This window comes from gamma proteobacterium symbiont of Scutellera amethystina (assembly GCF_059730845.1).
The window spans coordinates 217,445-243,564 of sequence record NZ_AP035936.1 but is presented as its reverse complement, the minus strand read 5'-3'; the positions used below and the strand labels follow the sequence as shown (position 1 = coordinate 243,564).

24 protein-coding genes are annotated in these 26,120 nt (G+C 60.0%); 8 read left to right on the top strand and 16 right to left on the bottom strand.

Annotated elements, in window-relative coordinates; all coding sequences use genetic code 11:
- Positions 1 to 53 precede the first annotated feature (53 nt).
- The 4 genes from AC6I79_RS21190 to AC6I79_RS21175 all read right to left on the bottom strand — a co-directional run bounded on the left by AC6I79_RS21190 (position 54) and on the right by AC6I79_RS21175 (position 4,188).
- On the bottom strand, positions 54 to 1,304 hold the full coding sequence (locus AC6I79_RS21190; RefSeq protein WP_058775056.1) for a flavin-containing monooxygenase: 1,251 nt from the start codon (positions 1,302 to 1,304) through the stop codon (positions 54 to 56).
- A 108-nt stretch (positions 1,305 to 1,412) separates the two neighbouring features.
- Positions 1,413 to 2,231 carry an ABC transporter permease gene (locus tag AC6I79_RS21185; protein ID WP_058775057.1) on the bottom strand — a complete coding sequence of 273 codons (819 nt, stop codon included), beginning with the start codon at positions 2,229 to 2,231 and terminating at the stop codon, positions 1,413 to 1,415.
- 1 nt (position 2,232) lies between these two features.
- Complete coding sequence (locus AC6I79_RS21180) at positions 2,233 to 3,087, bottom strand: ABC transporter permease (RefSeq protein ID WP_021509491.1); 855 nt, start codon at positions 3,085 to 3,087, stop codon at positions 2,233 to 2,235.
- A gap of 69 nt (positions 3,088 to 3,156) precedes the next feature.
- Positions 3,157 to 4,188 (bottom strand): polyamine ABC transporter substrate-binding protein, encoded by a 1,032-nt coding sequence (locus tag AC6I79_RS21175; RefSeq protein WP_058758799.1) that lies wholly within the window; start codon positions 4,186 to 4,188, stop codon positions 3,157 to 3,159.
- Between the two features lie 364 nt (positions 4,189 to 4,552).
- On the opposite strand from AC6I79_RS21175, the gene AC6I79_RS21170 reads away from it, so the two are divergent.
- On the top strand, positions 4,553 to 5,515 hold the full coding sequence (locus AC6I79_RS21170; RefSeq protein WP_021509493.1) for a LysR family transcriptional regulator: 963 nt from the start codon (positions 4,553 to 4,555) through the stop codon (positions 5,513 to 5,515).
- Between the two features lie 5 nt (positions 5,516 to 5,520).
- Here the strand turns inward: AC6I79_RS21170 and AC6I79_RS21165 are convergent, their stop codons facing one another.
- The 9 genes from AC6I79_RS21165 to AC6I79_RS21125 form a co-directional block, all read right to left on the bottom strand.
- Entirely contained in the window at positions 5,521 to 6,450 is a 930-nt protein-coding gene (locus AC6I79_RS21165; RefSeq protein WP_236569459.1) for a 2-hydroxyacid dehydrogenase, read from the bottom strand.
- A complete protein-coding gene (locus AC6I79_RS21160) occupies positions 6,447 to 6,893 on the bottom strand; it encodes a type II 3-dehydroquinate dehydratase (RefSeq protein ID WP_058758800.1) in 447 nt (148 codons plus the stop codon). The genes AC6I79_RS21165 and AC6I79_RS21160 overlap by 4 nt, the downstream gene beginning before the upstream one ends.
- 10 nt (positions 6,894 to 6,903) lie before the next feature.
- Positions 6,904 to 7,518, bottom strand: a complete 615-nt coding sequence (locus AC6I79_RS21155; protein WP_058775058.1) for a glutathione S-transferase — start codon at positions 7,516 to 7,518, stop codon at positions 6,904 to 6,906.
- Entirely contained in the window at positions 7,515 to 8,522 is a 1,008-nt protein-coding gene (locus AC6I79_RS21150; RefSeq protein WP_058775059.1) for an NAD(P)H-quinone oxidoreductase, read from the bottom strand. The genes AC6I79_RS21155 and AC6I79_RS21150 overlap by 4 nt, the downstream gene beginning before the upstream one ends.
- 3 nt (positions 8,523 to 8,525) lie before the next feature.
- Entirely contained in the window at positions 8,526 to 9,668 is a 1,143-nt protein-coding gene (locus AC6I79_RS21145; protein ID WP_394521905.1) for an ABC transporter ATP-binding protein, read from the bottom strand.
- 38 nt (positions 9,669 to 9,706) lie between these two features.
- Positions 9,707 to 10,858: an acetylornithine deacetylase gene (gene argE, locus AC6I79_RS21140; RefSeq protein ID WP_498027866.1), complete on the bottom strand. Its 1,152-nt coding sequence runs from the start codon at positions 10,856 to 10,858 to the stop codon at positions 9,707 to 9,709.
- 15 nt (positions 10,859 to 10,873) lie between these two features.
- Positions 10,874 to 11,548, bottom strand: coding sequence for a DUF1028 domain-containing protein (locus tag AC6I79_RS21135; protein ID WP_058758805.1), 675 nt, complete (start codon positions 11,546 to 11,548; stop codon positions 10,874 to 10,876).
- A gap of 13 nt (positions 11,549 to 11,561) precedes the next feature.
- Entirely contained in the window at positions 11,562 to 11,987 is a 426-nt protein-coding gene (locus AC6I79_RS21130) for a RidA family protein (RefSeq protein ID WP_021509501.1), read from the bottom strand.
- A 147-nt stretch (positions 11,988 to 12,134) separates the two neighbouring features.
- A complete protein-coding gene (locus tag AC6I79_RS21125; RefSeq protein WP_021509502.1) occupies positions 12,135 to 12,848 on the bottom strand; it encodes an IclR family transcriptional regulator in 714 nt (237 codons plus the stop codon).
- Positions 12,849 to 13,018: 170 nt separating this feature from the next.
- On the opposite strand from AC6I79_RS21125, the gene AC6I79_RS21120 reads away from it, so the two are divergent.
- From AC6I79_RS21120 to AC6I79_RS21105, 4 genes are read left to right on the top strand one after another with little or no spacing between them, the layout of a single operon-like run.
- Entirely contained in the window at positions 13,019 to 13,711 is a 693-nt protein-coding gene (locus AC6I79_RS21120; protein ID WP_021509503.1) for an RraA family protein, read from the top strand.
- Positions 13,711 to 14,649 (top strand): hydroxyacid dehydrogenase, encoded by a 939-nt coding sequence (locus AC6I79_RS21115; protein ID WP_498027865.1) that lies wholly within the window; start codon positions 13,711 to 13,713, stop codon positions 14,647 to 14,649. The genes AC6I79_RS21120 and AC6I79_RS21115 overlap by 1 nt, the downstream gene beginning before the upstream one ends.
- Positions 14,646 to 15,578, top strand: coding sequence for an SMP-30/gluconolactonase/LRE family protein (locus AC6I79_RS21110; protein ID WP_498027864.1), 933 nt, complete (start codon positions 14,646 to 14,648; stop codon positions 15,576 to 15,578). Before AC6I79_RS21115 ends, AC6I79_RS21110 begins: the two co-directional genes overlap by 4 nt.
- A 38-nt stretch (positions 15,579 to 15,616) precedes the next feature.
- Positions 15,617 to 16,984, top strand: coding sequence for an MFS transporter (locus AC6I79_RS21105; RefSeq protein WP_058775064.1), 1,368 nt, complete (start codon positions 15,617 to 15,619; stop codon positions 16,982 to 16,984).
- 123 nt (positions 16,985 to 17,107) lie between these two features.
- Here AC6I79_RS21105 and AC6I79_RS21100 read toward each other — a convergent pair whose 3' ends face one another.
- Positions 17,108 to 18,448, bottom strand: a complete 1,341-nt coding sequence (locus AC6I79_RS21100; protein ID WP_021509507.1) for an MFS transporter — start codon at positions 18,446 to 18,448, stop codon at positions 17,108 to 17,110.
- Between the two features lie 335 nt (positions 18,449 to 18,783).
- Between AC6I79_RS21100 and AC6I79_RS21095 the strand changes: the two genes are divergently transcribed.
- Positions 18,784 to 19,170, top strand: coding sequence for an acyl-CoA thioesterase (locus tag AC6I79_RS21095; protein ID WP_021509508.1), 387 nt, complete (start codon positions 18,784 to 18,786; stop codon positions 19,168 to 19,170).
- A gap of 29 nt (positions 19,171 to 19,199) precedes the next feature.
- Here AC6I79_RS21095 and AC6I79_RS21090 read toward each other — a convergent pair whose 3' ends face one another.
- The gene (locus AC6I79_RS21090; protein WP_264444558.1) at positions 19,200 to 20,258 is read right to left on the bottom strand and encodes an NAD(P)H-dependent flavin oxidoreductase; all 1,059 of its coding nucleotides are present in this window, start codon (positions 20,256 to 20,258) and stop codon (positions 19,200 to 19,202) included.
- A 409-nt stretch (positions 20,259 to 20,667) separates the two neighbouring features.
- Between AC6I79_RS21090 and AC6I79_RS21085 the strand changes: the two genes are divergently transcribed.
- Positions 20,668 to 21,954 carry a methyl-accepting chemotaxis protein gene (locus AC6I79_RS21085; protein ID WP_498027863.1) on the top strand — a complete coding sequence of 429 codons (1,287 nt, stop codon included), beginning with the start codon at positions 20,668 to 20,670 and terminating at the stop codon, positions 21,952 to 21,954.
- 32 nt (positions 21,955 to 21,986) lie between these two features.
- On the opposite strand, the gene AC6I79_RS21080 is transcribed toward AC6I79_RS21085, so the two are convergent.
- Positions 21,987 to 23,054 carry an acyltransferase family protein gene (locus tag AC6I79_RS21080; RefSeq protein WP_136545543.1) on the bottom strand — a complete coding sequence of 356 codons (1,068 nt, stop codon included), beginning with the start codon at positions 23,052 to 23,054 and terminating at the stop codon, positions 21,987 to 21,989.
- 449 nt (positions 23,055 to 23,503) lie between these two features.
- Between AC6I79_RS21080 and AC6I79_RS21075 the strand changes: the two genes are divergently transcribed.
- The gene (locus AC6I79_RS21075; protein WP_498027862.1) at positions 23,504 to 26,098 is read left to right on the top strand and encodes a bifunctional diguanylate cyclase/phosphodiesterase; all 2,595 of its coding nucleotides are present in this window, start codon (positions 23,504 to 23,506) and stop codon (positions 26,096 to 26,098) included.
- Positions 26,099 to 26,120 lie beyond the last annotated feature (22 nt).

Genomic DNA, 26,120 nt, shown 5'->3' with positions numbered 1-26,120 from the left:
TTAAGGGTGAACTTTCTTCGTAGGGTGCGCATTCATGCGCACCTGGAAAATAATTACGACTTTACGTAATCCGAATAGGCATTTTGCAGCGCGATGTGGTCGGCAATATATTTCGCATCGTGCCACACGCCGTAAATAAACGACGACGCCCGGTTGACCAGATTGGGCAGGCCAAGGAAATAAATACCGCGCTCGGCAGAAATACCGCGCTTGTGGAATGGCAGGCCCTGTTCATCAAACGCATCCACCTGCAGCCAGCTGAAATCAAATTTAAACCCGGTAGCCCAGATAATGGTGCTGATGCCCGCCGCCTGCACGTCCAACTGCATCAGCGGATTTAACAGGCAGTCCGGATCCGGCAACAGCTCCCACGCCTGCGGCTCGGCCGGTAAATCCAGCCCGTTGCGCTCAATGTACGCATCCGCATCGCGCAGCACCTCGAAATAGGCTCTGTCACCTTCGGCGATATTCTCTGCCAGCCCCGGCGCAAAGCGCAGCACGCCGTTATCCCAGCGCTCGGTGATGCCGACCAGCGTAATGCCCATATGGGCCAGCCGGCGGAAATCCACGGTTTTACCGCCTTCATAGCCGCTGACGGCAAAGGCCACGTGCTGTTTCTTCGGCTTGATTTTCACTTCGTCCCACAGTCCCAGCGCGCCAAGCCACCAGCAGTAATCACGGTCGCGATAGGCGCGTGGCGGGCGGTAGTGCTCACCGACCGACAGAAACACCTCGCGGCCGGCCTGACGCAGCTCCTCGGCAATCTGGGTGCCGGACGCACCCGCACCCACCACCAGCACCGCACCGGGCGCCAGCTGCTGTGGATTCTTGTACGCCGATGAGTGGATCTGCTGCGGCACCGCGCCTTCAGGCACGATGGCCGGGAACGCGGGCTTCTGAAACGGCCCGGTGGCAGCCACCACGTTGTCCGCGTCGAATTCTCCCACCGACGTCACCACCCGGAAGCCGCTGCGTCCGGGCAGCCGCGTTACCTGCTGTACTTCAACCCCGGTGCGCACCGGCGCGTTGAGCATCTTTGCGTAATCCTCGAAATACTGCGCCATGCGCTCTTTCGGCGGAAACGCCTCCGGTGAAATGTTATCAAACTTCAGCGAAGGAAAGCGGTCGTGCCACGCCGGACCGTTGGCCACCAGCGAATCCCAGCGTTCGGAACGCCAGCGCTCGGCAATGCGGCTGCGCTCCAGCACCACATGCGGGATCTGCATCTGCGCCAGATGTTCGCTCATGGCGATACCCGCCTGGCCCGCTCCGACGATCACGGTATTGATTTTTTCTACTGACATAGGTCATCCCCGAATAGTTGGCATGCCACCAGCGCGGCGCAAATATTGCGCCGCTGGCGATTAACACCAGGTTGTCATGTTTAACGGCGGCTTAATGGCACAGCGAAATTAATGCCCGGCCTCAACGTTTAATATTTTTCCCAACCCGAAAAATTTATTGGCGATAATTAACATCGCGGCGGTCACCACAATATAAATAACCGACAGCGCCGCCAGCGTCGGGTCGGCAAATTCGCGCACGTAGTTGTACATCGCCACCGGCAGCGTCTGCGTCGCCTGGGTGGTAATAAACAGCGAGGCGGTGAATTCATTGAAAGAGAGAATCGCCGCGAACAGCCAGCCACCAAACAGGCCTGGCAGAATCAGCGGCACGGTAATGGTCCATACCACGCGCAGCGGCGATGCGCCGAGGCTGGCCGCCGCCAGTTCTATCCGCTGCTCAAGATTTTTCAGCGATACATAGACGCTACGCAGCACGAACGGCAGCACCAGCACCACATGGCAGAAAATCACCAGCGCGTAGCCGCGTCCCAGATTGAGCTGCGACACCAGCATTAGCAGGCCGAGGCCAATGGTGAAATGCGGAATAAACAGCGGCGACAGCAGAATACTCTCCAGCACCTGTTTGCAGGGAAAGCGATAGCGCTCGATGGCAATCGCCAGCGTGGCGCCGATGACCACCGCCAGCGTTGACGCCCATGCTGTGACAATCAATCCGGACCAGAAGCCGTGACGAAAATCGTCGTAGCTCAGCGCCCGCTCAAACCAGCGCAGCGACCAGCCTTTCGGCGGGAAGAACAGCACGGAGGTGCTGCTGAACGACGAGATAAACACCACGACGGTGGGCAACATGACAAACGTCAGAATGGCGATCACCAGCAGTTTACCCAGCAGCGCGATCAGTTTGTCGTTGTGAGAACGGGTCATATCAGTGCCCTCCCATGGCGTGCAGGAAGCGCGTCATGCGCTTCAGCGCCAGCAGCAGCAGAATGGTCAGCAGCAGGCCAGCAATGCTCAGCGCTGCGGCAAACGGGAAGTTCATCGAGGAGAAGCCCAGCTGATACACCAGCGTAGCCACGGTACTGACGCGCCCGCCGCCAATCAGTTGTGGCGTCGCGAAAGCGCTAAAGGTCCAGGCAAACGCGGTGGTGAGGCTGGCGATGATGCCGGGAATCGACAGCGGAATGGTCACCGTCAGCAGCGCGCGTACCGGCCCGGCACCAAGGCTGGTGGCGGCTTTTTCGTAGTCCGGATTGATGTGTGACAGCGCCGTCGCCAGCATCAGCACCATGATCGGCATGGTGACATGCACCAGCGCGACCACCACGCCGGTCTGGGTAAACATAAACTGGATCGGCTGGCTGATGATCCCCAGCGCCAGCAGCAGGCTATTAAGAAAGCCGCTGTTACCCAGCACGATAATCCACGAATAGGTGCGCACCACTTCCCCCAGAAACAGCGGGGTAATCGCGATGATCAGAATGGTGGATTTGATCCACGCAGTGCGGGTGCGCACCAGCGCATAGGCCAGTGGGTAACTCATCAGCAAACCAAATAAAGCCGTTTTGGCGCTGAGCAGCACGGTATTGAGAAACGCGTCGCCGTAGATGCGTTTGAACAGGCCACTGAAATTGGCCAGCGTAAAGCCGCCGACATCCAGCGAGCCGGGGATGTATGCACGCACACTGAACTGCATCACCGCAAACATCGCGACGACCAGCCCCATCGCGGTCAGCGTGGCGGGAAGAATGAACCAGGGTAAAAATGTCGGTTTTTTCGTCATGGACGTTACTGCCTGCATAGGTGGTACCGGCTACGGCGAGGCACCCGCCCCGCCGCAGCACCAGGACAATCAGTGAGACATGATGTTTTCAGAGAACCACTGACGCCACTCGGCGGTTTTCTCCGCACGCAGTTGGGGATCGGTATTGATGGTGGCATTCCACTGCGCCGGCGTGGTCAGCATGCCTGGCAGCTTCGCCAGCTCCGGATCGATATGCGCGTTGGTCACCGTCGGGCTACCGCGATAGATCTTCGCCACCTGCTGCTGAATTTCCGGTTTCAGTGCGATGTTGATGAACTTGTACGCCAGATCGGCATGTTTGCTGCCTTTATTAATGCCGACGGTATCCACGCCGAGGATCGCGCCCTCTTTCGGTATCGCCAGCTTAATGTTGACCCCTTCCGCAATCATGCTGTAGGCGTTCATTGACAGCATCACCTGCACCGGCGTTTCTCCGGTGGAGATCAGCTGCTGACTGTTGGCATCATCGGTGTAGAACGATTTGATGTTAGGAATCAGCGCTTTCAGCTTCGCCTGGCCCTGCTGCCAGTGCGCCGCATCGCTGCCGGAGAGTTTGGCGGCCACGGCGATGATGTGGCTCGGATCCCAGTCGGGCAGCGCCAGCGTGCCTTTCAGCTCCGGCTTCCACAGGTCGTTCCAGCTGGTGAAGGTTTCCCCTTTCGGCACCAAATCCGGACGGTAGCCAATGGTGTAGACGTAGCCCCACACGCCAAGATGATACGGGCTGACTTTCGCCTGCTGCACCAGGTTGACCGCGTTAGGGATTTTGCTCATGTCGAGCTTCTCGAACAGGCCGCTGTTGGCATACAGATAGCCGACGTGCGCGGTGGTAAAGGTCACGTCAGTTTCCGGCGAACCGCCCGCCAGTTTGGCTTTGTTGAGGCGATCGATGGTGCCGCCGGTGACGAACTGCACTTCGACGCCGGTCTCTTTGGTGAACTCTTTAGCGATGGTTTGATCGATCAGATCTTTAAAGCTGCCGCCCCAGGTGCTGACAATCAGCTTGTCGGCGGCCATGGCATTCCCTGCGCTCAGAATTCCCGTGGTTAACAACGTTAAGGCACACATCTTACGCAACATATTTTTGTCCCCAGTGAATGAAAAGGCTGTTATCGCTGCTCTGAACCACCGTTGATTCGCCACGGCGCGCTGCGCCAAAACAGTGCGAAAGTGAAAAGCAGGTGTCACAGCGATTCTGCCGCTGGCCGCTGCTGCGGTAAAACAGCCTTTTCCTCGCCGTTGCATCGGAATTTCTGACGCTAAAAAAGTCGCTGCTTTGCAACGGATTTTCTTAAGCCTTAGTGAGGCAGAAGCGAATGGGCGTGAAGGCTCAGGCAGGGGATTATGCTGCCATTCGCTGTCCGGCATGATAAATGCATGGAAACAGGGGTAAATAGAAAAGCCGGCGCGACAAGATCGCGCTGGCGACACCAGGAGAATCTGCATGCTCAGTCGCATCACCCAGCGCCAGCTGGAATACTTCGTCGCGTCCGGCGAAGCCGGCAGCATTATTGGCGCATCCGAACGTATTCACGTGTCGTCACCGTCGATCTCGGCCGCCATTACCCACATCGAATCCGAGCTGGGGGTACAGCTGTTTGTGCGCCACCACGCGCAGGGCGTGTCGCTCACCGCCATTGGCCATCAGGTATTAAAAGAGGCGAAGCTGATTCTGGAACAGATGTCGAATCTGTATACCATCGCCTCAGAGTCGCTGAATAACGTGCGCGGCCCGCTGCGCGTCGGCTGTCTCGACACGCTGGCCCCGATGCTGACGCCGGAGCTGGTGTTTGGCTTTGGCCGTGCCTTCCCCGGCGTGCGCATCACGCTGGTGGAGGGCAATCATGAACAGCTGCTGAAACAGCTGCGCGCCGCCGATATCGATATCGCGCTGACCTACGATCTGGTGCCGGCCAGCGACATCGCGTTTCAGTCGCTGGCGCAGCTGCCACCGTATGTGATGGTCGGCGAACATCATCCGTTTGCCAGTCAGTCTGCGGTGACCATTCAGGATCTCGCTACGGTGCCGATGGTGCTGCTGGATATGCCGTGGAGCCGCGAATATTTTCTCAGCCTGTTTAGCGAAGCGGGCGTGACGCCCAACATTGTGATGCGCTCCGGCAATATGGAAGTGGTACGCGCGATGGTGGCCAACGGCGTGGGATTTGGCATCGCCAATGTGCGGCCCAAAGCCAATCTGTCGCAGGATGGCAAACGGGTGATCCGCGTGCGCCTTGCCGGCGTGAACCGGCCGATGTTGCTGGGATACGCCACGGTGGCCCACGTGCAGCAGTCAATGGTGGTCAACGCCTTCGCCGAACGCTGCCGCATGTTCATCTCCGATCAATACATTCCCGGTATGGCCGCGCCAAGCTACTTCGACCCGCAGGTGGTGCGCGTCGCCTGACGCGCTCAGTAACCCCGCGCGGGAAACACCTGGTTGAGCACCGGCTCGCCGCGCATCACCCGCTGGATGTTATCAGCCACCTGACGCGCGGCGCTGGCCGGGATCGCTACCGACGCCAGATGCGGCGTGATCAGCACATTCTCCATGCCCCACAGCGCATCGTCGGGCGGCAGCGGCTCACGATCGAACACGTCTAATGTGGCGTGGGCGATCTGTCCGCTCTGCAGCGCCGCGGTCAGCGCGGGCTGATCGACAATCGCGCCGCGCGACACGTTGATCAGCGCGCAACCCGGTGGCAACCGCGCCAGACGCTGCGCATCCAGCAAACCGTGGGTTTCCGGCGTGAGCGGCAGCATCACCACCAGAATGTCGCTGCTGCCCAGAAACGCATCCAGCGCCTGCATACCGCTGACGCAGTGAATGCCGTCCAGCGCTTTGGGCGACCGCGACCAGCCGCGCACGTCAAAGCCCTGACGCGCCAGCTCGCGCGCCGCATACGCACCCAGTTCGCCCAGTCCCAACACGCCCACGCGAATCGACGCCGGCTCGCGCGGATGCAGATAATGCCAGCGACGTTCACGCTGTGCGCGCTCAAATGCCGGTATGTCACGCGCGTAACGCAGCACGGCAAACAGCACGTAACCGGCCATCATGCGCGCCATATCCGGGTCCGATAGCCGGACGATCGGGATGTCAGGCAGGTCGTCGCGCCCTACCAGCGAGTCGACGCCCGCGCCCAGATTCACCAGCAGTTTCAGCTGGCGATACGGGGCAAAAAAACCGCGCGGCGGCTTCCACGCCAGCGCAAACTGCACGCTATCGGCATCCTCGACCTGGTCGGCACGGCAGATAGTGACATCCGGTAATTGCGGTGCCAGCAGCGCCGACCACGCCTCGAAGCTGTCGAACTCGCTATAAAACACCAGCGTCGTCATGCGCTGGGCTCCTGTAGCAGCGTCGCCAACGCATCGATAGCCAGTTCATAACCCAGCGCGCCCAGCCCGGCGATCACGCCGGTGGCGGCTTTCGACACCAGCGACTGATGACGAAACGGCTCGCGCTGCCAGATATTGCTCATGTGCGCTTCGATGATCGGGCCATCGAACATCAGCAGCGCATCCAGAATCGGTACTGATCGGTACGACAACCCGGCGGCATTGATGATCAGCCCGTCCGCCTGCTGGCGCGCTTCCTGAATCCAGTCCACCAGCACCCCTTCATGGTTGCTCTGACGAAACTGCAGCCTGAGGCCGTGCGCGTCGGCGCGCCGCTGACAGCGCTCGCCGATGCTGGCGAAACTGTCGCTGCCGTAAGTACCGTGGCGATCCATGCCGTACAGATTGGCATTGGGCCCATTGAGAAAGAAAATCTGAGACATGGCGGCTCCGTTACAGGTGTGGGCGCGTCGCGGCCATCGCCGGGTGCGCGTCAAAGAGGGCAAACCAGGCGGCGCTCTGCGGATGCGTGGCGCGCCAGTTGAGTTCAGCAAAACGGAAGTCGAGGTAGCCCAATCCGCAGCCGATGGCGATCAACCCGAGATCGTCGGGCGTGCGGCTGAACGCCTCCGCCTGCTGCTCAATGGCCGCCAGCGCAGCCGCCACTTTGGTCAGCTGCGCATCGCGCCACGCTGACCACTGCTTTTCCAGCGGACGAGCGCTGGTTTCGTAGCGCGCCAGCAGCGCGGCGTCCAGCAGCCCATCACCCAGCGCCTGGCGCGTGAGGCACAGCCAGCGTGCCTCGCCGTCTGCCGGCAGCAACTGGCCCGCGGCGCGCTGGTTAAGGTATTCGCAGATCACCCGGCTGTCGTATAAACATAGTCCCTGTTCGGTGCGCAGCGCCGGCACTTTAGCCAGCGGATTAAACGCGGCAATGCGCGCATCGCGCTCGATGGGGTGCGCCGCCGACGCCAGCAGGGTGATCTCCGGCGCCAGACCCAGCAGCTGGGCGCACACCATTACTTTTCGCACGTAAGGCGAGGTAGAGGCGTAATAGAGTTCCATCATGGCATAGCCTCCGCATCTGGCAGCAGCAGCACTTTGCCGATATTGGCATTGGCTTCAAGGATGCGGTGCGCCTGCGCGGCGGTCATCAGCGGCAATCGCTGATGCACGCGCGGCGTGATGCGCCCGGCAGCCAGTAAAGGCAGCAGATGGGCGCGCACGCACTGCGCCAGACGCGCTTTTTCCGCCGCGCTTTTCGGTCGCAACGTGGAAGAGGTCAGGCTTAAGCCTTTGCGCATGATCAACTGTAAATCGATCTCCACCGTGGCCCGCTGCATAAAGGCGAGGCTGACGTGCCGCCCGCCCGCTGCCAGCACGCTGAGGTTGCGCGCAATGTAGTCACCGCCGACGTTATCCAGCACCACATCCACACCGCGTTCCCGGGTCAGCGTTCGAATCACCGCCACAAAATCTTCGCTATGGCGATCGATGGCGCGCCACACGCCCAGCTGCTGCAGCGCGGCAATTTTTTCCGCACCGCCGGCGGTGGCAATCACCCGCGCGCCACAAGCCTGGGCGCACTGGATCGCCAGCGTGCCCACGCCGCTGGCCGCGCCGTGAATCAGCACGCTGTCGCCCGGCATCAGACGCCCCAGCTCAAACAGGTTGTGCCAGACGGTAAACGCGGCTTCGGGAAACCCCGCCGCGTGGCTGAGCGGCAGCGTGTCCGGCACCGGCAGGCACAGGTCGGCGCGCGCCACGCAGTATTGTGCATAACCGCCGCCGCTCAGCAGCGCCATCACCGCCATGCCCGGCTGCAGTTCGCTGACGCCTGCGCCGAGCGCAACGATGACGCCCGCCGCTTCCAGCCCGAGAATATCGCTGCAGCCTGGCGGCGGTGGCATGCCGTTGCGCTGCAGAATATCGGGCCGGTTAACCCCTGCACTGACGACGCGCAGCAGCACTTCGCCCGGTCCCGGCTGCGGCACCGGGCGCTGCACCGCAGTCAGTACGTCTGCGTCACCCGGCTGCGCGGCGATGATCGCCGTCATGGTTTCCGTTGCCATGCGTTATCCCTGTGCGTCACTGGCGAAGGCGCAAACGCCCTCGTCATCAAACGTCAGCCCCACCACGCTGCCGACCGGCCAGCGCGTCAGCGCCTCCAGTCCGGACTGACGGGCAAACAGCGACGCACTGCCGAGCGCCGGAATATCAAGATGCACGTCAACGTGATCGCCCTGAAACACGTGCGTCAGCACCGTGGCGCTGAGCAGCGCCTGCGGACCGAGCGGCGCCAGCTGCACATTTTCCGGACGCACATACACATCCAGCCGGTCGCCGACGCTGGCCTGCACCCGTTTGGCCGGCAGGCGCAGCGTGTTGCCGCCCAGCTCCAGCAGCGCGCTGGTGTCACGGCCGGCGTAGCGGCCCGGCAGTATGTTGACGTCACCGACGAAGCCGGCGACAAACGGATCCTGCGGGCGGCGATAGATCTCATCCGGCGGCCCAATCTGGCGCACGTGACCGGCCGACATCACTACCACGCGGTCGCTCATGCTCAGCGCTTCACCCTGATCGTGGGTGACGAAGACCGTGGTCACGCCGAGTTTGCGCTGAATCGCTTTCAGCTCGACCTGCATGGATAACCGCAAATTTTTGTCCAGTGCGGAGAACGGCTCATCCAGCAGCAACACTTTCGGGCGAATCACCAGCGCACGCGCCAGCGCCACGCGCTGCTGCTGCCCACCGGACAGTTCACGCGGCTTGCGCTGGCCGTAACCTGCCAGCTTCACCAATGCCAGCGCCTGCCCGACCCGCTCGGCGATTTCCGCTTTCGGCACGCCGCGCATACGCAAGCCGTAGCCGACGTTTTTCTCCACCGTCATGTGCGGAAACAGCGCGTAGTTCTGAAACACGATGCCGATCTCGCGCTGATAAGGCGGGATTTCCGTTACCAGGTCGCCATCGATAAAAATCTCACCGCCGTCGGCTTCGGCAAAGCCGGCCATCAGGTTCAGCAGCGTGGTTTTGCCGCAGCCGGACGGGCCGAGCAGCGTAATGAACTCACCTTCATGGATGGTGAGAGAAATTTTATGCAGCGCGATGGCATCACCAAAGCGCTTCAGGACGCCATCCAGCTGCACCGCCACGTTGGCCTTATGCGGCGCCGATGACAGCGGCTGCGGAAACGGGGTTACTTCTGCACTGACCATACAATCTCCGGATTCGGACGGGGTGGCTCGTCGCGGGTTCATTCGCACATCCAGGTCGCCAGCCGGCGTAACAGGCTGTCACAGGCGTCCAGCTGTGCGAGGGTGATAAATTCGTCGGGCTTATGGCCCTGCTCCATACTGCCGGGACCGCACACCACGCAGGGGATGCCGGCGGCGGCAAACAGTCCGCCTTCAGTGCCAAACGCCACGGTGCTGAAGCTGTCGCTGCCGCTCAGCCGGGCAATCAGCTGTGCCGCGGCACTGTGCGCGGCGGTATCCAGCCCGGGATAGGCGCTGAGCGGCGAGAAGCGGATGGCGCTGGCGGGCTGCACCGCGCGCATCTGCGGCTCCAGCGTCTGCTGCGCATACGCCACCAGCTCCTCTGCCACCTGCTGCGCATCCTCCTGCGGCAGCGTGCGTACTTCGAAATCAAAACTGCAGGCGTCAGGCACGATGTTCAGCGCGCGTCCGCCGTGGATCACCCCGGTTTGCACGGTGGTAAACGGCGGATCGAAGCGCGCATCCTGTCGTTCCGGCGTCGCCAGACGTTCACCGATGACGGTCAAGCGCTGGATCAGCTTCGCGGCGTATTCAATCGCATTGACGCCCTGCGGCGCGTACGCCGAGTGGCAGGCCGCGCCCTGCACTTCGCAGCGCATCGCCAGCTTGCCTTTGTGGCCCAGCACCGGACGCAGTTCTGTCGGCTCACCAATCAGGCAGATCGCCGGTCGATCGCTGCGCTGCGCCAGCGCCTCCACCAGCGAGCGCACGCCGAGGCAACCCACCTCTTCGTCATAGGAGATAGCCAGATGCAGCGGCTGACGCAGCGGCTGGGCGATAAAATGCGGCACGGCGGCCAGCATGCAGGCGAGGAAGCCTTTCATGTCTGCCGTGCCGCGTCCGTACAGCTTGCCGTCGCGTTCGGTGAGCGCAAACGGCGGCACCGTCCACGTCTGGCCATCAACCGGCACCACATCGCTGTGGCCCGATAGCATCACCCCGCCGCTGCCGGCTGGCCCGAGCCGCGCATAGAGATTGGCCTTGCTGCGTTCTGCGTTGTGCATCAGTTCACAGGTCACGCCGAGCCCGCTGAGGTAGCGCCAGCAGAAATCGATCAGCGCGAGATTGGATTCGCGGCTGGTGGTGTCGAAAGCCACCAGATGTTCGAGCAGGTTACGGCTGGTCAGCATCGCGTCTCCTCACGCTTATTCATCACCCGGCACGCCGTAACGGGGTGCCAGCGTGGGATTGAGCGCGCGCGTCAGGTAATCCTGCATCTGCGGCTGATAGGCCAGCCACAGCTGATGAAGTTCTGCGATGGGATCGCCCTCCGTCCAGTCAACGCGCAGATCAACCAGCGGCCACGACGGTTCGCCCACCACTGCCAGCGCCGCCGAATGAACCGGCCCGGCTTCACCTCCGGCGGCCATCCCGGCCTGCATGGCTGCGATTAACCGTGCGGCCAGTTCGCCCGGCTGCTGCGTAAACGCGCTGACCATCGCCGCAATCACCTCGGGATTCGCCAGCAAATTACCGGCCGCTACGCAGTCGCTGCCGCACAGCGCGTGATTCACCCCCAGCGTGTGCGTTCCGCTGAAGCAGGCACTGCTGCCGTCGGCCGCCAGCACCGTAAGCTGGCGATAATCAAAAAAGTCATCGCTGGCAAGGCCGCTCTGCAGCGCCTGCTGCGCCGTCTCGCCCTGACTCAGCCGATCAAGAATGCGCGGGCCCAGCGCCGGCAGCGTGATGTTCTGCGTGGAGACCGCGCCGACACCGGCGCGCAGCCACGGACAGCGTGCGCCGACCGCAATACTCGACGAGCTGACCGCAATGCCCAGCTGGCCGGTTTTCGCACAGCGTCCAACAATCGATAACGTCATGATGCGGCGCTCCTTATTGCGGCTGCCAGTCGTCGGGGATCACCGCAATCACGTCGATCTCCATCAGCCACTGCGGCTGGCCCAGTCCCGAGATCACCAGACCGGTGGAGATGGGAAACACGCCTTTCAGCCACTTGCCCACCACCTGATACACCGGCTCGCGATAGCGCGGGTCGATGATGTAGGTGGTGGTTTTCACGATGTGCGACAGGTCGCTGCCCGCTTCTTCGAGCAGTTGCTTCACGTTTTTCATCGCCTGCTCGGCCTGCGCTGCCGGATCGCCCAGCCCCACCAGGTTGCCTTCGAAGTCGGTGCCAATCTGGCCACGCACGTAAACGGTGTTGCCGGCGCGCACTGCCTGACACAGGTCGTTGTCCAGCGACTGATTAGGATAGGTATCTTTGGTGTTGAATTTGCGGATGCGGGTATGGGTGCTCATGATGCCTGCCAGCGTTTAATTGGTTTCCGCAAGGTATACCGGGCTTAGCGCAGCAGGGAAAACAGCATTAACTGAGGTGTTGCTTTGAAAAATCCGAAGGAGTGCGGCAGGCCTGCTGGCCCGCCGGTGAGTGATTAATGCGCAGCCTTACTTAGCCGCATAAACCGCATCACAAAATGCTTTGCGCGCGCCCAGTTTGGCTGACAGGCGTGCAGCCGCTTCGCGCATCAACACACCTAACTCTTCATCTTTGCGATTCAGCGTCAGACGCGAAACCGGGCCGGTCAGCGCCAGCGCAGCGGTCAGCCGATCATTTTCGGCGAATACCGGCACGGCAAAGGCCGCGATGTGCGGATCGCGCGCGCCTGAGCTAAATATTGGCAGCGACGGCAGCGCATCGAAGAGATTTTCATTCATGCCCCAGAAACGCAGCACCTTACTGATGGCTGAGTTATCGAGCGGAAAAATTGTCCCCGGCAGGCGCGTATGACGCAGGCCATCAGACGATTCAGCACGAAACAGGCACAGACGCTGGCCGTTATCCAGTACGTACCAGCTGGCGCTCTCGTTGGTCGCCGTTGCCAGCGCCTGCAATTCCGGCTGCACCACGCTGGCCAGATGGAATGATTGCTCATAAAGCTTGCCGAGGTATAACAGACGCGGGCCGAGCGTGTAGACACCGCTGTCACTGCGCACCACATAGCCCATCCTTTCCAGCGAGTTCATCAGACGATAGACAGTGGTTTTGTGATAGCCGGAAAGCTGCGACAGCGCAGTCAGCGACAGGCTCTCTTCGCCCGGCTTAAAACAATCCAGCAGCGACAACGCCTTCTCCACCGCATTAACGCCTTCATTTCCCATTTTTTCCTCCTGATTTGTGCCGTCCTGAGTGTACCTGAAAACTGTGAGTCACATCGTGTTTACATCACAAACACCTTCGTAACACTGGCATGCGGCGTCAGATCGTCGATATAGTTGTTTTATATTGTACAACATTGTTGTACCAGGTAAAACAAACCACGAGGTGAATTATGTCTGTGTCTGCAAATAACCTGATCAACCGCAACATCGAGCGCGTCAGCGCCCTGTCCGTCAGCCAGGCCGCCGCATTCCAGGCGGCGATTCTGGCCGATGTCGCCGGTCGTCGCGGCACCCTGCATGGCCGCGTTAAACCGCTGTCGCCGCAGATGAAAGTCGCCGGGCCGGCCATCACAGTGGAAGTGCGTCCGGGCGATAACCTGGCGATTCACGCGGCGCTGGCTATCGCCCAGCCGGGCGATGTGCTGGTGGTGGACGGCAAAGGCGACATCAGTTGCGCGCTGCTGGGTGAAATCATGGCAACCCAGGCCGAAGCGTCCGGCATCGCCGGCATCATCATTGATGGCGCGGTGCGTGATGCTGACGCCCTCGCGCAGGGCAGCTATCCGGTGTTTGCGGCCGGCCTCAACCCAAGCGGCCCCACCAAAAGTATTCCCGGACGCGTTAACCATCCGGTGTCGGTGGCCGGTGCGTCGATTGAGCCGGGCGACCTGGTGGTCGGCGATGCCGATGGCGTGGTGGTGATCGCTAAACAGGATGTGGAACGCATCATTGCCCTGGCGGCGAAGAAGCTGGACGCCGAAACGCGCCGCATCGCGGGTATTAAGCAGGGCGATTTACGTCCGGGCTGGCTGGAAGGTGCCCTGCGCGCGGCGGGTATGTTAGCAGAAGGAGAATCGCTGTAATGAGCAACGTAAAAACTATCCTCATCACCGGCAGCGACCTGGCTGCTGAAGCCGTCGAGCTGCTGCAGGACTATCAGCTGATTTATGCCGGACGCCAGCCGCAGGAAGCCGATTTGATCGCGCTGTGCGAGCGCCATAATCCTCAGGCGATCATTGTGCGCTACGGCAAAATCAACGGGCGCATCATGGACGCCGCGCCGGCGCTGCGCGTGATCTCCAAGCACGGCAGCGGTATTGACGTTATCGATCAGCAGGCAGCGGCGGAACGCCAGATTGCGGTCCGCGCGGCAGTGGGTGCCAATGCCGCTGCCGTGTCGGAGCATGCCTGGGCGCTGATCCTCGCCTGTGCTAAATCCGTGCCGCAGCTGGACCGCCGGATGCGCGACGGACACTGGGATAAAGCGCAGCATAAATCGCTGGAGCTGGAAGGACGCACGCTCGGCCTGGTCGGTCTGGGTGCCATCGGCAGCCGCGTGGCGCGCATCGGCCAGGCCTTCGGTATGCAGGTGCTGGCCTACGATCCTTATGCGCAAACCTTGCCGGCTGGCTGTGAAGTGGTTGAATCACTGGATGAACTGTACAGCCGTGCCGATGTGGTGTCGCTGCACTGTCCGCTGACGGACAGCAATCACCAGATGATCAACGCGGCCGCCCTCGCCCGTTTTAAGCCTGGCGCGATTCTGGTCAACACCGCGCGCGGCGGACTGATTGACGATCAGGCGGTGGCGACCGCGCTGCAAAACGGCACGCTGCGTGCCGCCGGGCTGGACAGCTTCACCAGCGAGCCGCTGACTGCACCGCATCTGTGGCAGTCGCTCAACAACGTGATTATTACGCCGCACATTGGTGGCGTGAGCGACGATGCTTACGTGCGCATGGGCACCGGTGCCGCGCGCAACGCGTTGCAGGTTCTGCAGGAGCAGGAGGCGGTATCATGACCGTGCTCACCGTACCGGAGGTGCGCGAGTTAACGCTGTTTTCGCGCCTGCCGGAAGCGTTTCGCCGGCCGGACGCCGGCAATGTCTGGGCTGCCGCCAATCGCGGCGGTCAGCTTACCGACTCCTTTCTCGAAGGCCCGGTGTGGCATCCCTCCGGCTGTCTGTATGTCACCGACATTCCCTATGGCCGCATCTTTCGCGTTGATATGAGCGGCAACTGGGAGCTGGTGGTGCAGTATGACGGTGAGCCCAACGGCATGAAGCTGACCGATCCGGACACGCTGATCATCACCGATTACCGTAACGGCCTGATGAAGCTGTCAATCAGCAGCGCCACTATCACGCCGTGGCTGACGCGGCGTAATAGCGAAAGCTTTCGCGGCGTCAACGATTTAACGCCTGACAGTCGCGGCAATCTCTATTTTACCGATCAGGGCCAGACCGGGCTGCACGATGCCAGCGGACGCGTCTATCGGCTCATTCCGGATGGCCGGCTGGATCTGCTGCTGGATAACTGCCCGAGCCCGAACGGCCTGGTGCTGTCGCCGGATGAGAAAATCCTCTACGTGGCGATGACGCGCGGCAACTGCGTGTGGCGCGTGCCGCTGCTGGCGGATGGTTCGGTGAGCAAAGTCGGACTGTTCTTTACCTCGCACGGACCCAGCGGGCCGGACGGGCTGACCATCAATCAGCGCGGTGAACTGCTGATCGCCAATCCCGGCCTGGGGCGCGTCTGGCGTCTTAACGATCTGGCTGAACCGGAAGAAATTCTGCTCAGTCCGCTGGGTCGCTCCACCACCAACCTGTGCTTCGGCGGGGCCGGCCTTAACCAGCTGTTTATCACCGAATCGGTCAGCGGCAGCATCCTGACCTGCACCCAGAACACGCCAGGCCGCGCGTTGCCGGCCATCGATACCTCGTTTCTCTGACTACAACTCTGCGTCATCCGAACGCACCGGAGATTACTATGACCCTGCACTCAACATCCAGCCCTGCGCCGGCTCAGCCGGCTGCGGTGCCACCCCGCCATGAAACGCTCAGCGAACAGGATTTCCAGGACAGTGAGCAGGCGGCCGCCAAAGCCTTTCGTCGCATTCTGCCGTTTATCTTTATCTGTTACGTGGTCAGCTACCTTGACCGCACCAACGTCAGCTTTGCCGCGCTGGGCATGAACGCCGATCTCGGCATCACCGCCGAACAGTTTGGCTTCGGCGCAGGCATGTTTTTTATCGGCTATTTCCTGTTTGAAATTCCCAGCAACCTGATCATGCAAAAAGTGGGAGCGCGCATCTGGATCGCGCGCATCATGATTTCGTGGGGGTTGATTTCGATGGCGACCGCGTTCATCAGCGGCCCCGTCAGCTTTGCCGTTGCGCGCTTCTGTCTCGGCGTAGCAGAGGCCGGCTTTACCCCCGGCATCTATCTGTTCTTTACCTACTGGTTCCCCGGCAGCTGGCGCGCCAAAATCACCGCCGCGTTCCTGGTCGGCATTCCGGTGGCCAATATCATCGGCTCACCGATTTCCGGCGCGCTGATGCAGATCACCGGCCATGAGCATATCCGTAACTGGCAGTGGCTGCTGTTGATTGAGGGCTTACCGGCGGTGATCCTCGGTGTTATGTGCCTGTTTGTGCTGAGCGACCGGCCGGAGAAAGCGCGCTGGCTGGCGCCGCGTGAACAGCAGTTGCTGAGCCGGCGACTGGCCGATGAGCAACAGCAAATCGCGGCAACGCACGGTTCCCAGATGCGCGACGCGCTGCGCAATCCACTGCTGTATCTGCTGGCGTTTATTAACTTTTGCGGCATTGTGGGTTCGATCGGCGTGGGACTGTGGATGCCGCAGATCATTAAACAGCTCGGCGTGAGCCATACGGCAACCGGCTTTCTTGCCGCGCTGCCCTATGTCTGCGGTGCCGTGAGCATGCTGTTGTGGGCGCGCCGCGCTAATGCATCAGCGCACCGTATTCGCTGGATCAGCGGCGCGCTGGTGATCGCCGCCTTAGCCCTGATGTGCAGCGCGCTGAGCGATGCGCCGGTGATCAAAATGCTGGCACTGTGCTGCACCGTCAGCGGTATTCTGGCGTTTCAGGCCTCCTTCTGGGCGCTGCCTTCCGGCTTTTTGACCGGCAATGCCGCGGCAGGCGGCTTAGCTATGATTGTCTCGATTGGTAATCTCGGCGGCTTCTTCGGCCCGTCGCTGATCGGCTATGTGCGTCAGTCTACCGGCGGCTTTATGTGGGCGCTGCTGGCGGTGGCGGCAGTCCTGATGATTGGCGCACTGGCGGTCGCCATGGTGAAAGATCCGTGGCGCCAGCGCAGCGCTGAGCAGAGATAATAACGCCGCGTTTCCCGGTGTGCCTGTGGCGCATCGGGAAACGGCTGTTTTAAAGGATGAAAGCAGGATAACGTCAGACGTGATGAGCCAGATGCGTGCCCTCCCTGGCACAGGCTCATGAGATTATTTCCCGGTGCTGGCCACCGGCTGTTCCGCTTCAACGTGCAGCTTTTTGCTGCGTCCCATCAGCAATACCGCAATGCCGCCCGCCGCGCACAGCAGCGCCAGAGGAATCATCGCCATCGCATGGCTGCCGGTTTTCTCATTGATGATGCCGTAAACGTTCACCATCAGCCCACCACCAATCAGGTTGGCCATCGCGCCGATAGCAGCCAGACCGGCCGCAGCGGTGGTTGAGGACATCCAGCCCGAGGCCAGCGCCCAGAATGGCCCTTTCATCGAGTAGGCACCAATCAGCACCAGTGACAGAATCACCACGCTGCCCGCCAGCGTATCGGTCAGGAACGCCGCCAGCAGTCCACCGGCAATCAGGAACAGCGTCAGCGCGGTGTGCCAGCGACGCTCACCGCTGCGGTCAGAGCTGCGGCCCCAGACAATCATCAGAATCGATGCCAGACCGTACGGAATCGCATTCATCAAACCGGTGGTGAAGTTATCCAGACCAAATGATTTCAGCAGCTGCGGTGACCAGACGCTCAGCGTCGAACCCGCTGCCGACGCGCCGGCGTAAATCAGCGCCATCACCCAGATATGCTTGTGGCGCAGCAGCTGCCACAGGGTGATATGACCAATTGCTTTACGCTGGGCATTCTCTTCAGCCAGTTTGCCGCTCAGCCAGTTGCGCTGTTCGCTGGTCAGCCAGTGGGCATTTTCCGGACGGTTGCTGAGCAGGAAGAAAGCCAGCACCCCCAGCACAATCGCCGGGAATCCTTCGATGATAAATAGCCAGTGCCAGCCGCGCAGGCCGAACCAGCCGTCCATCGTCAGGATTGCGCCCGAGATCGGCGAGCCAATAAAGTTGGCTGCCGGGATCGCCACCATAAAGGTCGCAATCACGCGCGCGCGATATTTCGCCGGAATCCAGTAAGTCAAATATAGGATCACGCCGGGAAAGAAGCCGGCTTCGGCAGCGCCCAGCAGAAAGCGCAGCACGTACAGCATTTCCGCACTGCTGACGAACGCGGTGCACACCGAGACAATGCCCCAGGTCACCATGATGCGCGAAATCCAGATTTTGGCGCCAATCTTCTGCATCGCGAGGTTGCTTGGCACCTCAAACAGAAAATAGCCAACAAAAAACAGGCTGCTGGCCAGGCCAAACACCGCTTTGCTCAGCCCGAGGTCTTCATTCATTTGCAGGGACGCCATGCCGATGTTGCCGCGATCAATAATGGCGATCAGATAGCAGACGATCAGGAACGGCAGAATGCGCCAGATGACGCGTTTTACGGTCTGCTGCTCAATATCGGGCACAGCGGCCGCGCGGGTTATCTTGTCAGACATAGAGTTCCTCACAGAGTCATGGCTTAACGCAAATCGGCCAGTGTTGTTGTTTTACTCTGTACAACATGTGTGTACATAGTAAAACCATTATGTTTGGCCGCGCGACCCTGCGCAGAAAAATGTGTCCGGGCTGCGTGATTTGTCACAAAAAGGTAGCCAGTTGATTATGGATATGTGATGCAGCTGTCAGTTTCTGCTGCAGCACGGGAAAATACCAGCATTCATTCCGTCAGGCGACAGTGGAATTACTTTGCAACATCTTGCCGTTTTCCCGCGGCGTCATTCTGCGGTATACCCATTGCCTCACCGCATAACGCGCTTATCAGGATGCAAAAATGTTCGTAAAGCACTATGACGTAGATGAAAGCCATATCGATTTTCAGGGCGTGGTCGACGGGCTGTACTACCCGTTTTACATGGAGTGGACGCGCCACGCTTACATGCGCGAGGCGCTGGGTATCGACATTGAAGAAGAGTTCAGTCAGGGCAAGATTTACATGGTGCTGGAGTACACGCTGCGCTTCCGCAAGAGCCTGGTGAAAGGCGATAAGGTGGAAGTCACCTGCGCGCTGGAGCAGAATGAGAAGCGCAACCGCGTGAACTTCGTGCAGCAAATCAAGGTCGACGGCGTGGTGTATGCCGAGGCCACGTTTGTCGCCACCTGCCTCGCCAATGGGCGCCCGTCAATGCCGGAAGCGGTAACGCGCGCGCTCGGCCTGTAACGTTACACACTATGTGGCAGCAGCCTGCTTTATGCCTGCTGCCACTCTGCAATCAGCGTCTCCACCAGCTGTGCCGCCGGCAGCGCGCGCACCCGCGCCACGCCCTGACCGGCCCACTGGGCACCGAAGCCGTCCTCGCCGTGCGCAGCCGCCGCTGCCGCCAGGGCTTTTCCCAGCGCATAGGTCAGCGGATAGTCGGGAATCTCCTCCGGCGTTACGTCATGGCACAATTCACAAAATGCGTTGCGCACGCAGCGCGCCTGACGCCCGGAGATCGACGCCGTCATTACCGTGCCACGCTCGCCGGCCGCCAGCAGCGCGCGACGATAGGCCGCACTGGCCGCCGATTCGGGACACAGCACAAACGCCGTACCGAGCTGAACGCCGCTGGCACCCAGTTTCATCATCGTCGCGATGCCGGCACCGTCCATCACGCCGCCCGCTGCCACCACCGGCAGCGCGGTGTGCTGACGAATCGCCTGCACCAGCGCAACGGTCGAAAGCTGCTGGTCTGGCGCGCCCGGATCAAAATGGCCGCGATGGCCACCGGCTTCATAGCCCTGCGCCACAATGATATCGATACCGCTGCGCGCAACTGCCCGCGCTTCCTGCGGACTGGTGGCGGTCGCCAGCGTGACAATGTCACGTTGTTTAAGCCGGGCGATGGCCGTGGCATCGGGAATGCCGAAATGGAAACTGACCGCCGCCGGCCGCGCCTGCTCCAGCACCGTCAGCATCGCCTCATTGTGCAAAAAGCTCTGATAGATCTCCGTTAGTGCCGGCGGCAGCGCCGTCTGGTACTGCGCAAACTGCGGGCTGAACCGGCTGATCCACGCCGCCTCGCGCGCGGCATCCCGCCTTGCCGGCGCGTGACAAAATACGTTGACGTTGATCGGGCCACGCGTCAGCGCCTGGGTGTGGGCAATCATTTCTGCCGCCTGCTGCGGTGTCACCGCGCCAACGCTAATCGATCCCAGCGCCCCGGCATTGGATACCGCTGCGGCCAGCTGCGGCGTGGCGACACCGGCCATCGGTGCCTGAATCAGCGGATACTGCAGTTTTAACAGCTGGCACAGCGCGGTCGTCATGGTGATTTTTCTCCAACCCGTCATCGGGCGTTGATTGCGTCACGTCTCGGGCATTAACATACATTTAACATGCATCTTTTAACAAGTCCGCTGGACACTTTTCTTACCCGCGCGCGCGCCGTTGATCACTTTTTTCTCACATTTTTAACGCCACGGTCGATAATCAAAGTTGCATAGCAAAAACAGCTTTCAGCTTGCGCTGTAACAACATCAGGCAGGTAACACCATTACACACCCCACCTGCGCACATCGGTGCGCAGCGAGACAGCAGCCTGTGCCTGTGGCACGGCTGTAATGGACAACCGGGGAAATCATGCGGTGCCGTCCACTGGACGCGCCGAATGCGTTAGCACGCGCGCATCTGCGCCTGCATTTCGTTCAACAGCATACCAAGCGCCTGAGGTCTCTCATGTTCGGGGTGAAAAAATCGAGCCTTTCTCTGCCATTTGCCAAAAGTGGCGACATTGCTAAGGATATTGAAGCGATAAAGCAGCATGTTGCGTGGATTGAGTTTTCACCGGCCGGTGAAATCCTCAGCGCCAATGCGCAATTTTTACAGGTCACCGGCTATCAGCTGCATGAAATTCAGGGACAGCATCACCGGATTTTCTGCAGCCCTGCTTACAGCCAGTCTTCCGACTATTACGCCTTCTGGCAAACGCTGGCCGCCGGCGAATCGGTGAACGGCATTTTTGAGCGTTTCAACAAGCAGCATCAGCGCTTCTGGCTCAGCGCGACCTATTTTCCGGTGAGCGATGAGCGCGGCAAAGTGTACAAAGTGATCAAGGTCGCGAGCGACATCACTGCGCGTCATCAGGAGCTGGAACATAAAGAGGCGGTGATAACGGCGCTGGACCGTTCGATGGCGGTGATTGAATTCACGCCGGACGGTCACATCATTACCGCCAACGCCAACTTCCTCACCCACATGGGCTATACCCTGCCAGCCATTACCGGCCAGCATCATCGCCTGTTCTGCTTCGACAATTTTTACCGCGAGAATCCGGACTTCTGGCGCAAAATCGGCAACGGTCAGCATTTTGTCGGTCGCTTTGAGCGTAAGACCGCCAGCGGCGAGCGCATCTGGCTGGAGGCGAGCTACAACCCGGTGTTTGACGGCGATGGTAAGGTCTACAAAGTGATTAAGATCGCCTCGGATATCACCGCGCGCGTCGAGGCAGCAAAGCGCGTGGCGGATATCGCGCTAACCACCTCTGAGCAGACCTCACAAATTACCGATAACGCTAATGAAGTGCTGGACGAAACGGTGCGTAACTCCGGACTGGTGGCGCAGCAGGTGAATGCCGCCGCCGAAATTGGCGCGCAACTCACCGCCTCGGCCAGGAGCATCAGCGACGTGGTGGAAACCATCAACCTGATTGCTTCACAGACCAACATTCTGGCACTGAATGCCGCCATCGAATCCGCACGCGCTGGCGAGGCCGGACGTGGCTTCAGCGTGGTGGCAGGTGAAGTGCGCCGCCTGGCGGCCTCGACCGCCAGCGCCACCAAACAGATTTCCTTGGTCGTGGAGCAAAATGCCGACCTGATCCAGCAGATGTATCAGCAGCTGGATGAGGTCAGGCAATTTGTGGTGACCGAACAGGAGAAGATCAGCGTGCTGTCGCGCAGCCTGCGGGAAATCAACAGTGGCGTACACGAGTTTGTGAACGTCATTCACCGGCTGGATGTGTAACAGCGTACGCGGGAGCGCTGGCTCCCGCGCGATTACAGCCCGCTGCCCGCCTGCGGCGCGGGCTGCCGCTTCCACTTCAGCGCATTACGCAGCGCCGGTTCGGCATATTTGCTGATCAGCCAGGCAACATAATAGAGTACGCTGGCCACCACCACCGGCAGCATCGTCATCACCGCTTCATTTTTGATATAGCCATTAAGCTTTATCAATATCGCGATCATTAAATTTTCATGAATCAGATACAGGGCGTAACTGACAAATCCGATGGCGGTGAAAAAGCGCAGGGAAAGCCAGCGCTCAATCTGTCTGGAATAAAAGCTGGCGATAAAAAACAGCATTACCAGTAACAGCGGCACCACGGCGACCACGCCGCTGTTTTTAACGTAGTAGCTGAAATTAATCAGCAAGGCCAGCGCGGTCAGCGCGTAGTGATAACGTTTATCGCGCCCGTGCAGACGTTCATAAACCAGACAGCCGACCATAAACCAGGCATAGTGAATAAAACCGAATTTTGAAATTACATCGATTAATAATGGATGGCCGAGTGATTTCAATACCGATGAGGCGGAAAGTAATAACATCGGCACAATCAGCGCCGGCAGACAATATTTACGTCCAAAGGTAAAATAAACCGCGCCAATAATCAGATAAAACAGCGCTTCAACATAGAGAGACCAGAACGATCCGGCCATGGAGCGGAATTCAATGCCGGTCAGTTGCGTCAGCGTTTCAGGATTAACAAAGATCAGGCCGGGCAGCAGGTTGCGGCTTTCCGGTGTCATCAGCGACCACTCCGGAAAAAAGCCGCCGGCAACGTACAGCAGCAGACTGGCTATCAGCATCGCCGGAAACAGGCGCAGCCAGCGTTTTTTGAGAAAACTGAGGTAGCCGGACGATTTATCCAGCGTCATAAATATGACAAAGCCGGAGATCATAAAAAACAACTGCACGCCGACCCAGCCAAATGCCAGCAGCGGAATATGCTGGGTAGTGGCGGCATACGGCAACAGTTCGGGCCAGCGGGCATAGGCGTGATAAGCAATCACCAGCAGGATCGCTAATCCGCGCATGCCATCAAGATGCGTGATACGTGGTTGCATAAGTGGTCTCTGGAAAGAGGAGCAGATGGGTTTCAGCAAATTAGCACTGACAAAGATTTACACTCAACAAGAATAGTCCTGGATAACGCAGCATTAATTAAAGATAAAACTCTGCCAGCCTGAACGTTAAATCATGCTCTGATAAATTATGGCTGTAATATATTCACAGTCATAATTCTTAAATAAACACTAAGCTATTAGCGCAACGGGAAAAATTTACCGGCACTCGCCGAATTGCCCTGGTGCAAACGCAGCGGCAGGGCCTTTTATTAACAGACCTTATGCAGATCTGATTGCGCCACGGCATCGTCGGGCTTCTGGCCGAATATGCGATCTGTTTTTGCCGCTCCGCTCACGCTTTTTTTACTTTTTCGCCCAGGTTCGGCGCAGTCATGCCGATACTCATAACGTACTTATGAAATATCATTTTACTGGTTTGTGATAAGTCTATGATGGCGAAACGTTCACTGATGGATTTCCCGACCGATGATCGGATGCGCGGACTGATGCGCCAGCCGATGCTGCTGATGGTGCTGCTGATTTTTCTTTCCTTTATGGTGGCGCTGGTGACGCTGTGCTTTATCGCCAGCGATCTCAACCAGCAGGAGGCGCGGCAAAACCGCCTGCTGCTGGAGAAGGCGTTGCAGACGCGTCAGGAAGTGATGCAGTTTCACCTCTCCGATAATGCAGAATGGGGCGAAGCCTACCAAAACCTGCACCGCACGCTGAATACTGACTGGGCGTGGACGCGGCAGAATCTGGGTGAGTCGCTGTTCCAGACCTTTGCCTACGAGGGCGTGTTTGTCATCGCGCCGCGCGGCGATACGGTTTACAGCGTGATCGACGGTCAGCTGCAGCAACGCGATTTCACCGACTGGCTCGGTCGCCAGCAACTGCCCGCGCTGCGTCAGCAGTTACAGCACAATGACGGTAAGGCGCTGTCGCGCTTTGTGGTGGTAAACCAGCAACTGGTGCTGCTGTGCGCCGCATGGATCACCACCGGTGGCGATAACAGCGTGCCGCAGGAGCCCGGCCCGCCATCGCTGATGATCTTTGCCGATCGCCTGACGCCGGACAAGCTGCTGCAGCTGGGGCATGAATACGGCATCAACGCGCTGCGGGTGGAATTCGCTGCACCCCGCGCGCCAGTGGCGGAAAGCCTGCGCCTCGCCGCCGACGGCCATGACGCCACGCTGCGCTGGACCAGCAGCAACCCCGGCGGTAAATTGCTGACCGCCCTGCTGCCGCTGCTGGTGATCGCCATGCTAATCACGCTGTATGGCGCCATCATGCTGATGCGCAACGCGCTGCGTAAAGCGCAGCTCAATGATGAAAATACGCTGCTGCTGGCGCAAAGCCAGCGGGCGCTCAGCGCCAGCGAACGCCGCTTCCGTGATATCGCCGAAATTACCACCGACTGGATTTGGGAGATGGACGAACAGCTGCGCTTCAGCTGGGTTTCCGGCCGTTTCCCGGTAGTTACCGGGTTTACCAGCGAGGAGTGGCTGCAGCGCACGCTACTGGATTTCCTGCTGTGCGATGAACACCAGCGCGCCCGGCTTTTGCAGCTGGCAGACTCTGGCGGTCAGCTTACGCTGAACGGCTGCCGCTATCTCTCCGCTCAGCATCAGCCGCGCTACTGCAATCTGACCCTCAAGCGCGTCAGCCTGGCGCATGGCGTCAGCGGCTTTCGCGGCAGCGCCAGCGACGTAACGCTGGAAGTTGAAGCGCAGGCGCGCGCGCACTATCTGTCGCACTTCGATGAACTGACCGGACTGGCCAACCGCGTGCAGATGCGCGAATTCCTCACGGGGCAGCTGAGCCTGCCGCTGCCGGCGCAGCCGCTACTGGCGATGATTATGATCGACCTGGATAAATTCAAACCGGTCAATGATCTCTACGGTCATGCGGCGGGCGATCAGGTGCTGCATGCGGTATCAGATCGTATCCGGCGCACGCTCAACGGCAACGGCCTGGTGGCGCGGCTCGGCGGCGATGAGTTTGTGGTGATTCTGCCGGAGGCGGGCAGCCGCGAGCAGGTCGACGCGCTGTGTCAGCAGCTCATCGCCCAGCTCAATCTGCCGTTCCCGGTGTACGACAACGACATCCACATCGGCGGCAGTCTCGGCATCGCGCTGGCCCCGCAGGATGCCGACAACGCCAGCGATCTGCTGCGCTTCGCCGACATCGCGCTGTATAAAGCGAAAAACAGCGGCCGCAACCAGTGGATATTTTTCGACCGTGACATGGAAGAGAAAATTGTGCAGCGGCGCGAAATGGAGCATGAGCTGCGCGCAGCGCTGCAGGAGAACCAGCTGCGGCTGGTGTATCAGACGCGCTATGACCTGATCGCGCAGCACATCAGCGCGGTCGAGGCGCTGGTACGCTGGCAGCATCCGCGGCTGGGCTTACTGATGCCCGATCAGTTTATTCCGCTGGCCGAAGAGACCGGCCTGATCAGCGCACTGAGCGACTGGGTGCTGCTCAATGCCTGCGAGGATATCGCCCGTTACCGGCCGGAAATGGCGGTTTCAGTGAATATTTCCGCCAGCGAGTTGCAGGATAGCGCCTTAGCCGAACGCATCACCCGGGTGCTGCAGCTCAGCGGCTTGCCGAGCCAGCGGCTGGAAATTGAAGTCACGGAAAACGCGCTGCTGAGCGATCCGGATAAAACCCTGGCGGTGATGCAGGCGGTAAAAGCGCTGGGGGTGAGATTTCTGATTGATGATTTTGGCACCGGCTATGCGTCGCTGTGCTACCTGCGCGCCTTCCCGTTCGACGGCATCAAAATCGATAAATCCTTTATTTTTCCGCTGGCCGATTCGCCCCAGGCGCGCCAGGTGGTGGAAAACATGATTGGACTCGGCAAAGCCTATTCCCTCTCGGTAACCGCGGAAGGCGTGGAAACGCCGGTGCAAATGTCGCAGCTGCAGGAGCTGGCGTGCGATGCCATTCAGGGTTACTACATCGGACGACCGCTGCCGCTGCCGCAAATCTCGACCGAGCCGCCGCAGAGTGAACCGGCGCTGCACATGAATATTTGATAAAAGGTGGCGATCCTTCGCC

Bases quoted from the DNA above. Each gene is read 5' to 3' on its own strand.
- AC6I79_RS21100 (WP_021509507.1), bottom strand. From the start codon at position 18,448: ATGTCTGACAAGATAACCCGCGCGGCCGCTGTGCCCGATATTGAGCAG.
- AC6I79_RS21145 (WP_394521905.1), bottom strand. From the start codon at position 9,668: ATGGTCAGTGCAGAAGTAACCCCGTTTCCGCAGCCGCTGTCATCGGCG.
- AC6I79_RS21080 (WP_136545543.1), bottom strand. From the start codon at position 23,054: ATGCAACCACGTATCACGCATCTTGATGGCATGCGCGGATTAGCGATC.
- AC6I79_RS21175 (WP_058758799.1), bottom strand. From the start codon at position 4,188: ATGTTGCGTAAGATGTGTGCCTTAACGTTGTTAACCACGGGAATTCTG.
- AC6I79_RS21085 (WP_498027863.1), top strand. From the start codon at position 20,668: ATGTTCGGGGTGAAAAAATCGAGCCTTTCTCTGCCATTTGCCAAAAGT.
- AC6I79_RS21170 (WP_021509493.1), top strand. From the start codon at position 4,553: ATGCTCAGTCGCATCACCCAGCGCCAGCTGGAATACTTCGTCGCGTCC.
- AC6I79_RS21090 (WP_264444558.1), bottom strand. From the start codon at position 20,258: ATGACGACCGCGCTGTGCCAGCTGTTAAAACTGCAGTATCCGCTGATT.
- AC6I79_RS21165 (WP_236569459.1), bottom strand. From the start codon at position 6,450: ATGACGACGCTGGTGTTTTATAGCGAGTTCGACAGCTTCGAGGCGTGG.
- AC6I79_RS21095 (WP_021509508.1), top strand. From the start codon at position 18,784: ATGTTCGTAAAGCACTATGACGTAGATGAAAGCCATATCGATTTTCAG.
- argE (WP_498027866.1), bottom strand. From the start codon at position 10,858: ATGCTGACCAGCCGTAACCTGCTCGAACATCTGGTGGCTTTCGACACC.
- AC6I79_RS21155 (WP_058775058.1), bottom strand. From the start codon at position 7,518: ATGATGGAACTCTATTACGCCTCTACCTCGCCTTACGTGCGAAAAGTA.
- AC6I79_RS21075 (WP_498027862.1), top strand. From the start codon at position 23,504: ATGATGGCGAAACGTTCACTGATGGATTTCCCGACCGATGATCGGATG.
- AC6I79_RS21160 (WP_058758800.1), bottom strand. From the start codon at position 6,893: ATGTCTCAGATTTTCTTTCTCAATGGGCCCAATGCCAATCTGTACGGC.
- AC6I79_RS21150 (WP_058775059.1), bottom strand. From the start codon at position 8,522: ATGGCAACGGAAACCATGACGGCGATCATCGCCGCGCAGCCGGGTGAC.
- AC6I79_RS21130 (WP_021509501.1), bottom strand. From the start codon at position 11,987: ATGAGCACCCATACCCGCATCCGCAAATTCAACACCAAAGATACCTAT.
- AC6I79_RS21105 (WP_058775064.1), top strand. From the start codon at position 15,617: ATGACCCTGCACTCAACATCCAGCCCTGCGCCGGCTCAGCCGGCTGCG.
- AC6I79_RS21135 (WP_058758805.1), bottom strand. From the start codon at position 11,548: ATGACGTTATCGATTGTTGGACGCTGTGCGAAAACCGGCCAGCTGGGC.
- AC6I79_RS21190 (WP_058775056.1), bottom strand. From the start codon at position 1,304: ATGTCAGTAGAAAAAATCAATACCGTGATCGTCGGAGCGGGCCAGGCG.
- AC6I79_RS21120 (WP_021509503.1), top strand. From the start codon at position 13,019: ATGTCTGTGTCTGCAAATAACCTGATCAACCGCAACATCGAGCGCGTC.
- AC6I79_RS21185 (WP_058775057.1), bottom strand. From the start codon at position 2,231: ATGACCCGTTCTCACAACGACAAACTGATCGCGCTGCTGGGTAAACTG.
- AC6I79_RS21115 (WP_498027865.1), top strand. From the start codon at position 13,711: ATGAGCAACGTAAAAACTATCCTCATCACCGGCAGCGACCTGGCTGCT.
- AC6I79_RS21125 (WP_021509502.1), bottom strand. From the start codon at position 12,848: ATGGGAAATGAAGGCGTTAATGCGGTGGAGAAGGCGTTGTCGCTGCTG.
- AC6I79_RS21180 (WP_021509491.1), bottom strand. From the start codon at position 3,087: ATGACGAAAAAACCGACATTTTTACCCTGGTTCATTCTTCCCGCCACG.
- AC6I79_RS21110 (WP_498027864.1), top strand. From the start codon at position 14,646: ATGACCGTGCTCACCGTACCGGAGGTGCGCGAGTTAACGCTGTTTTCG.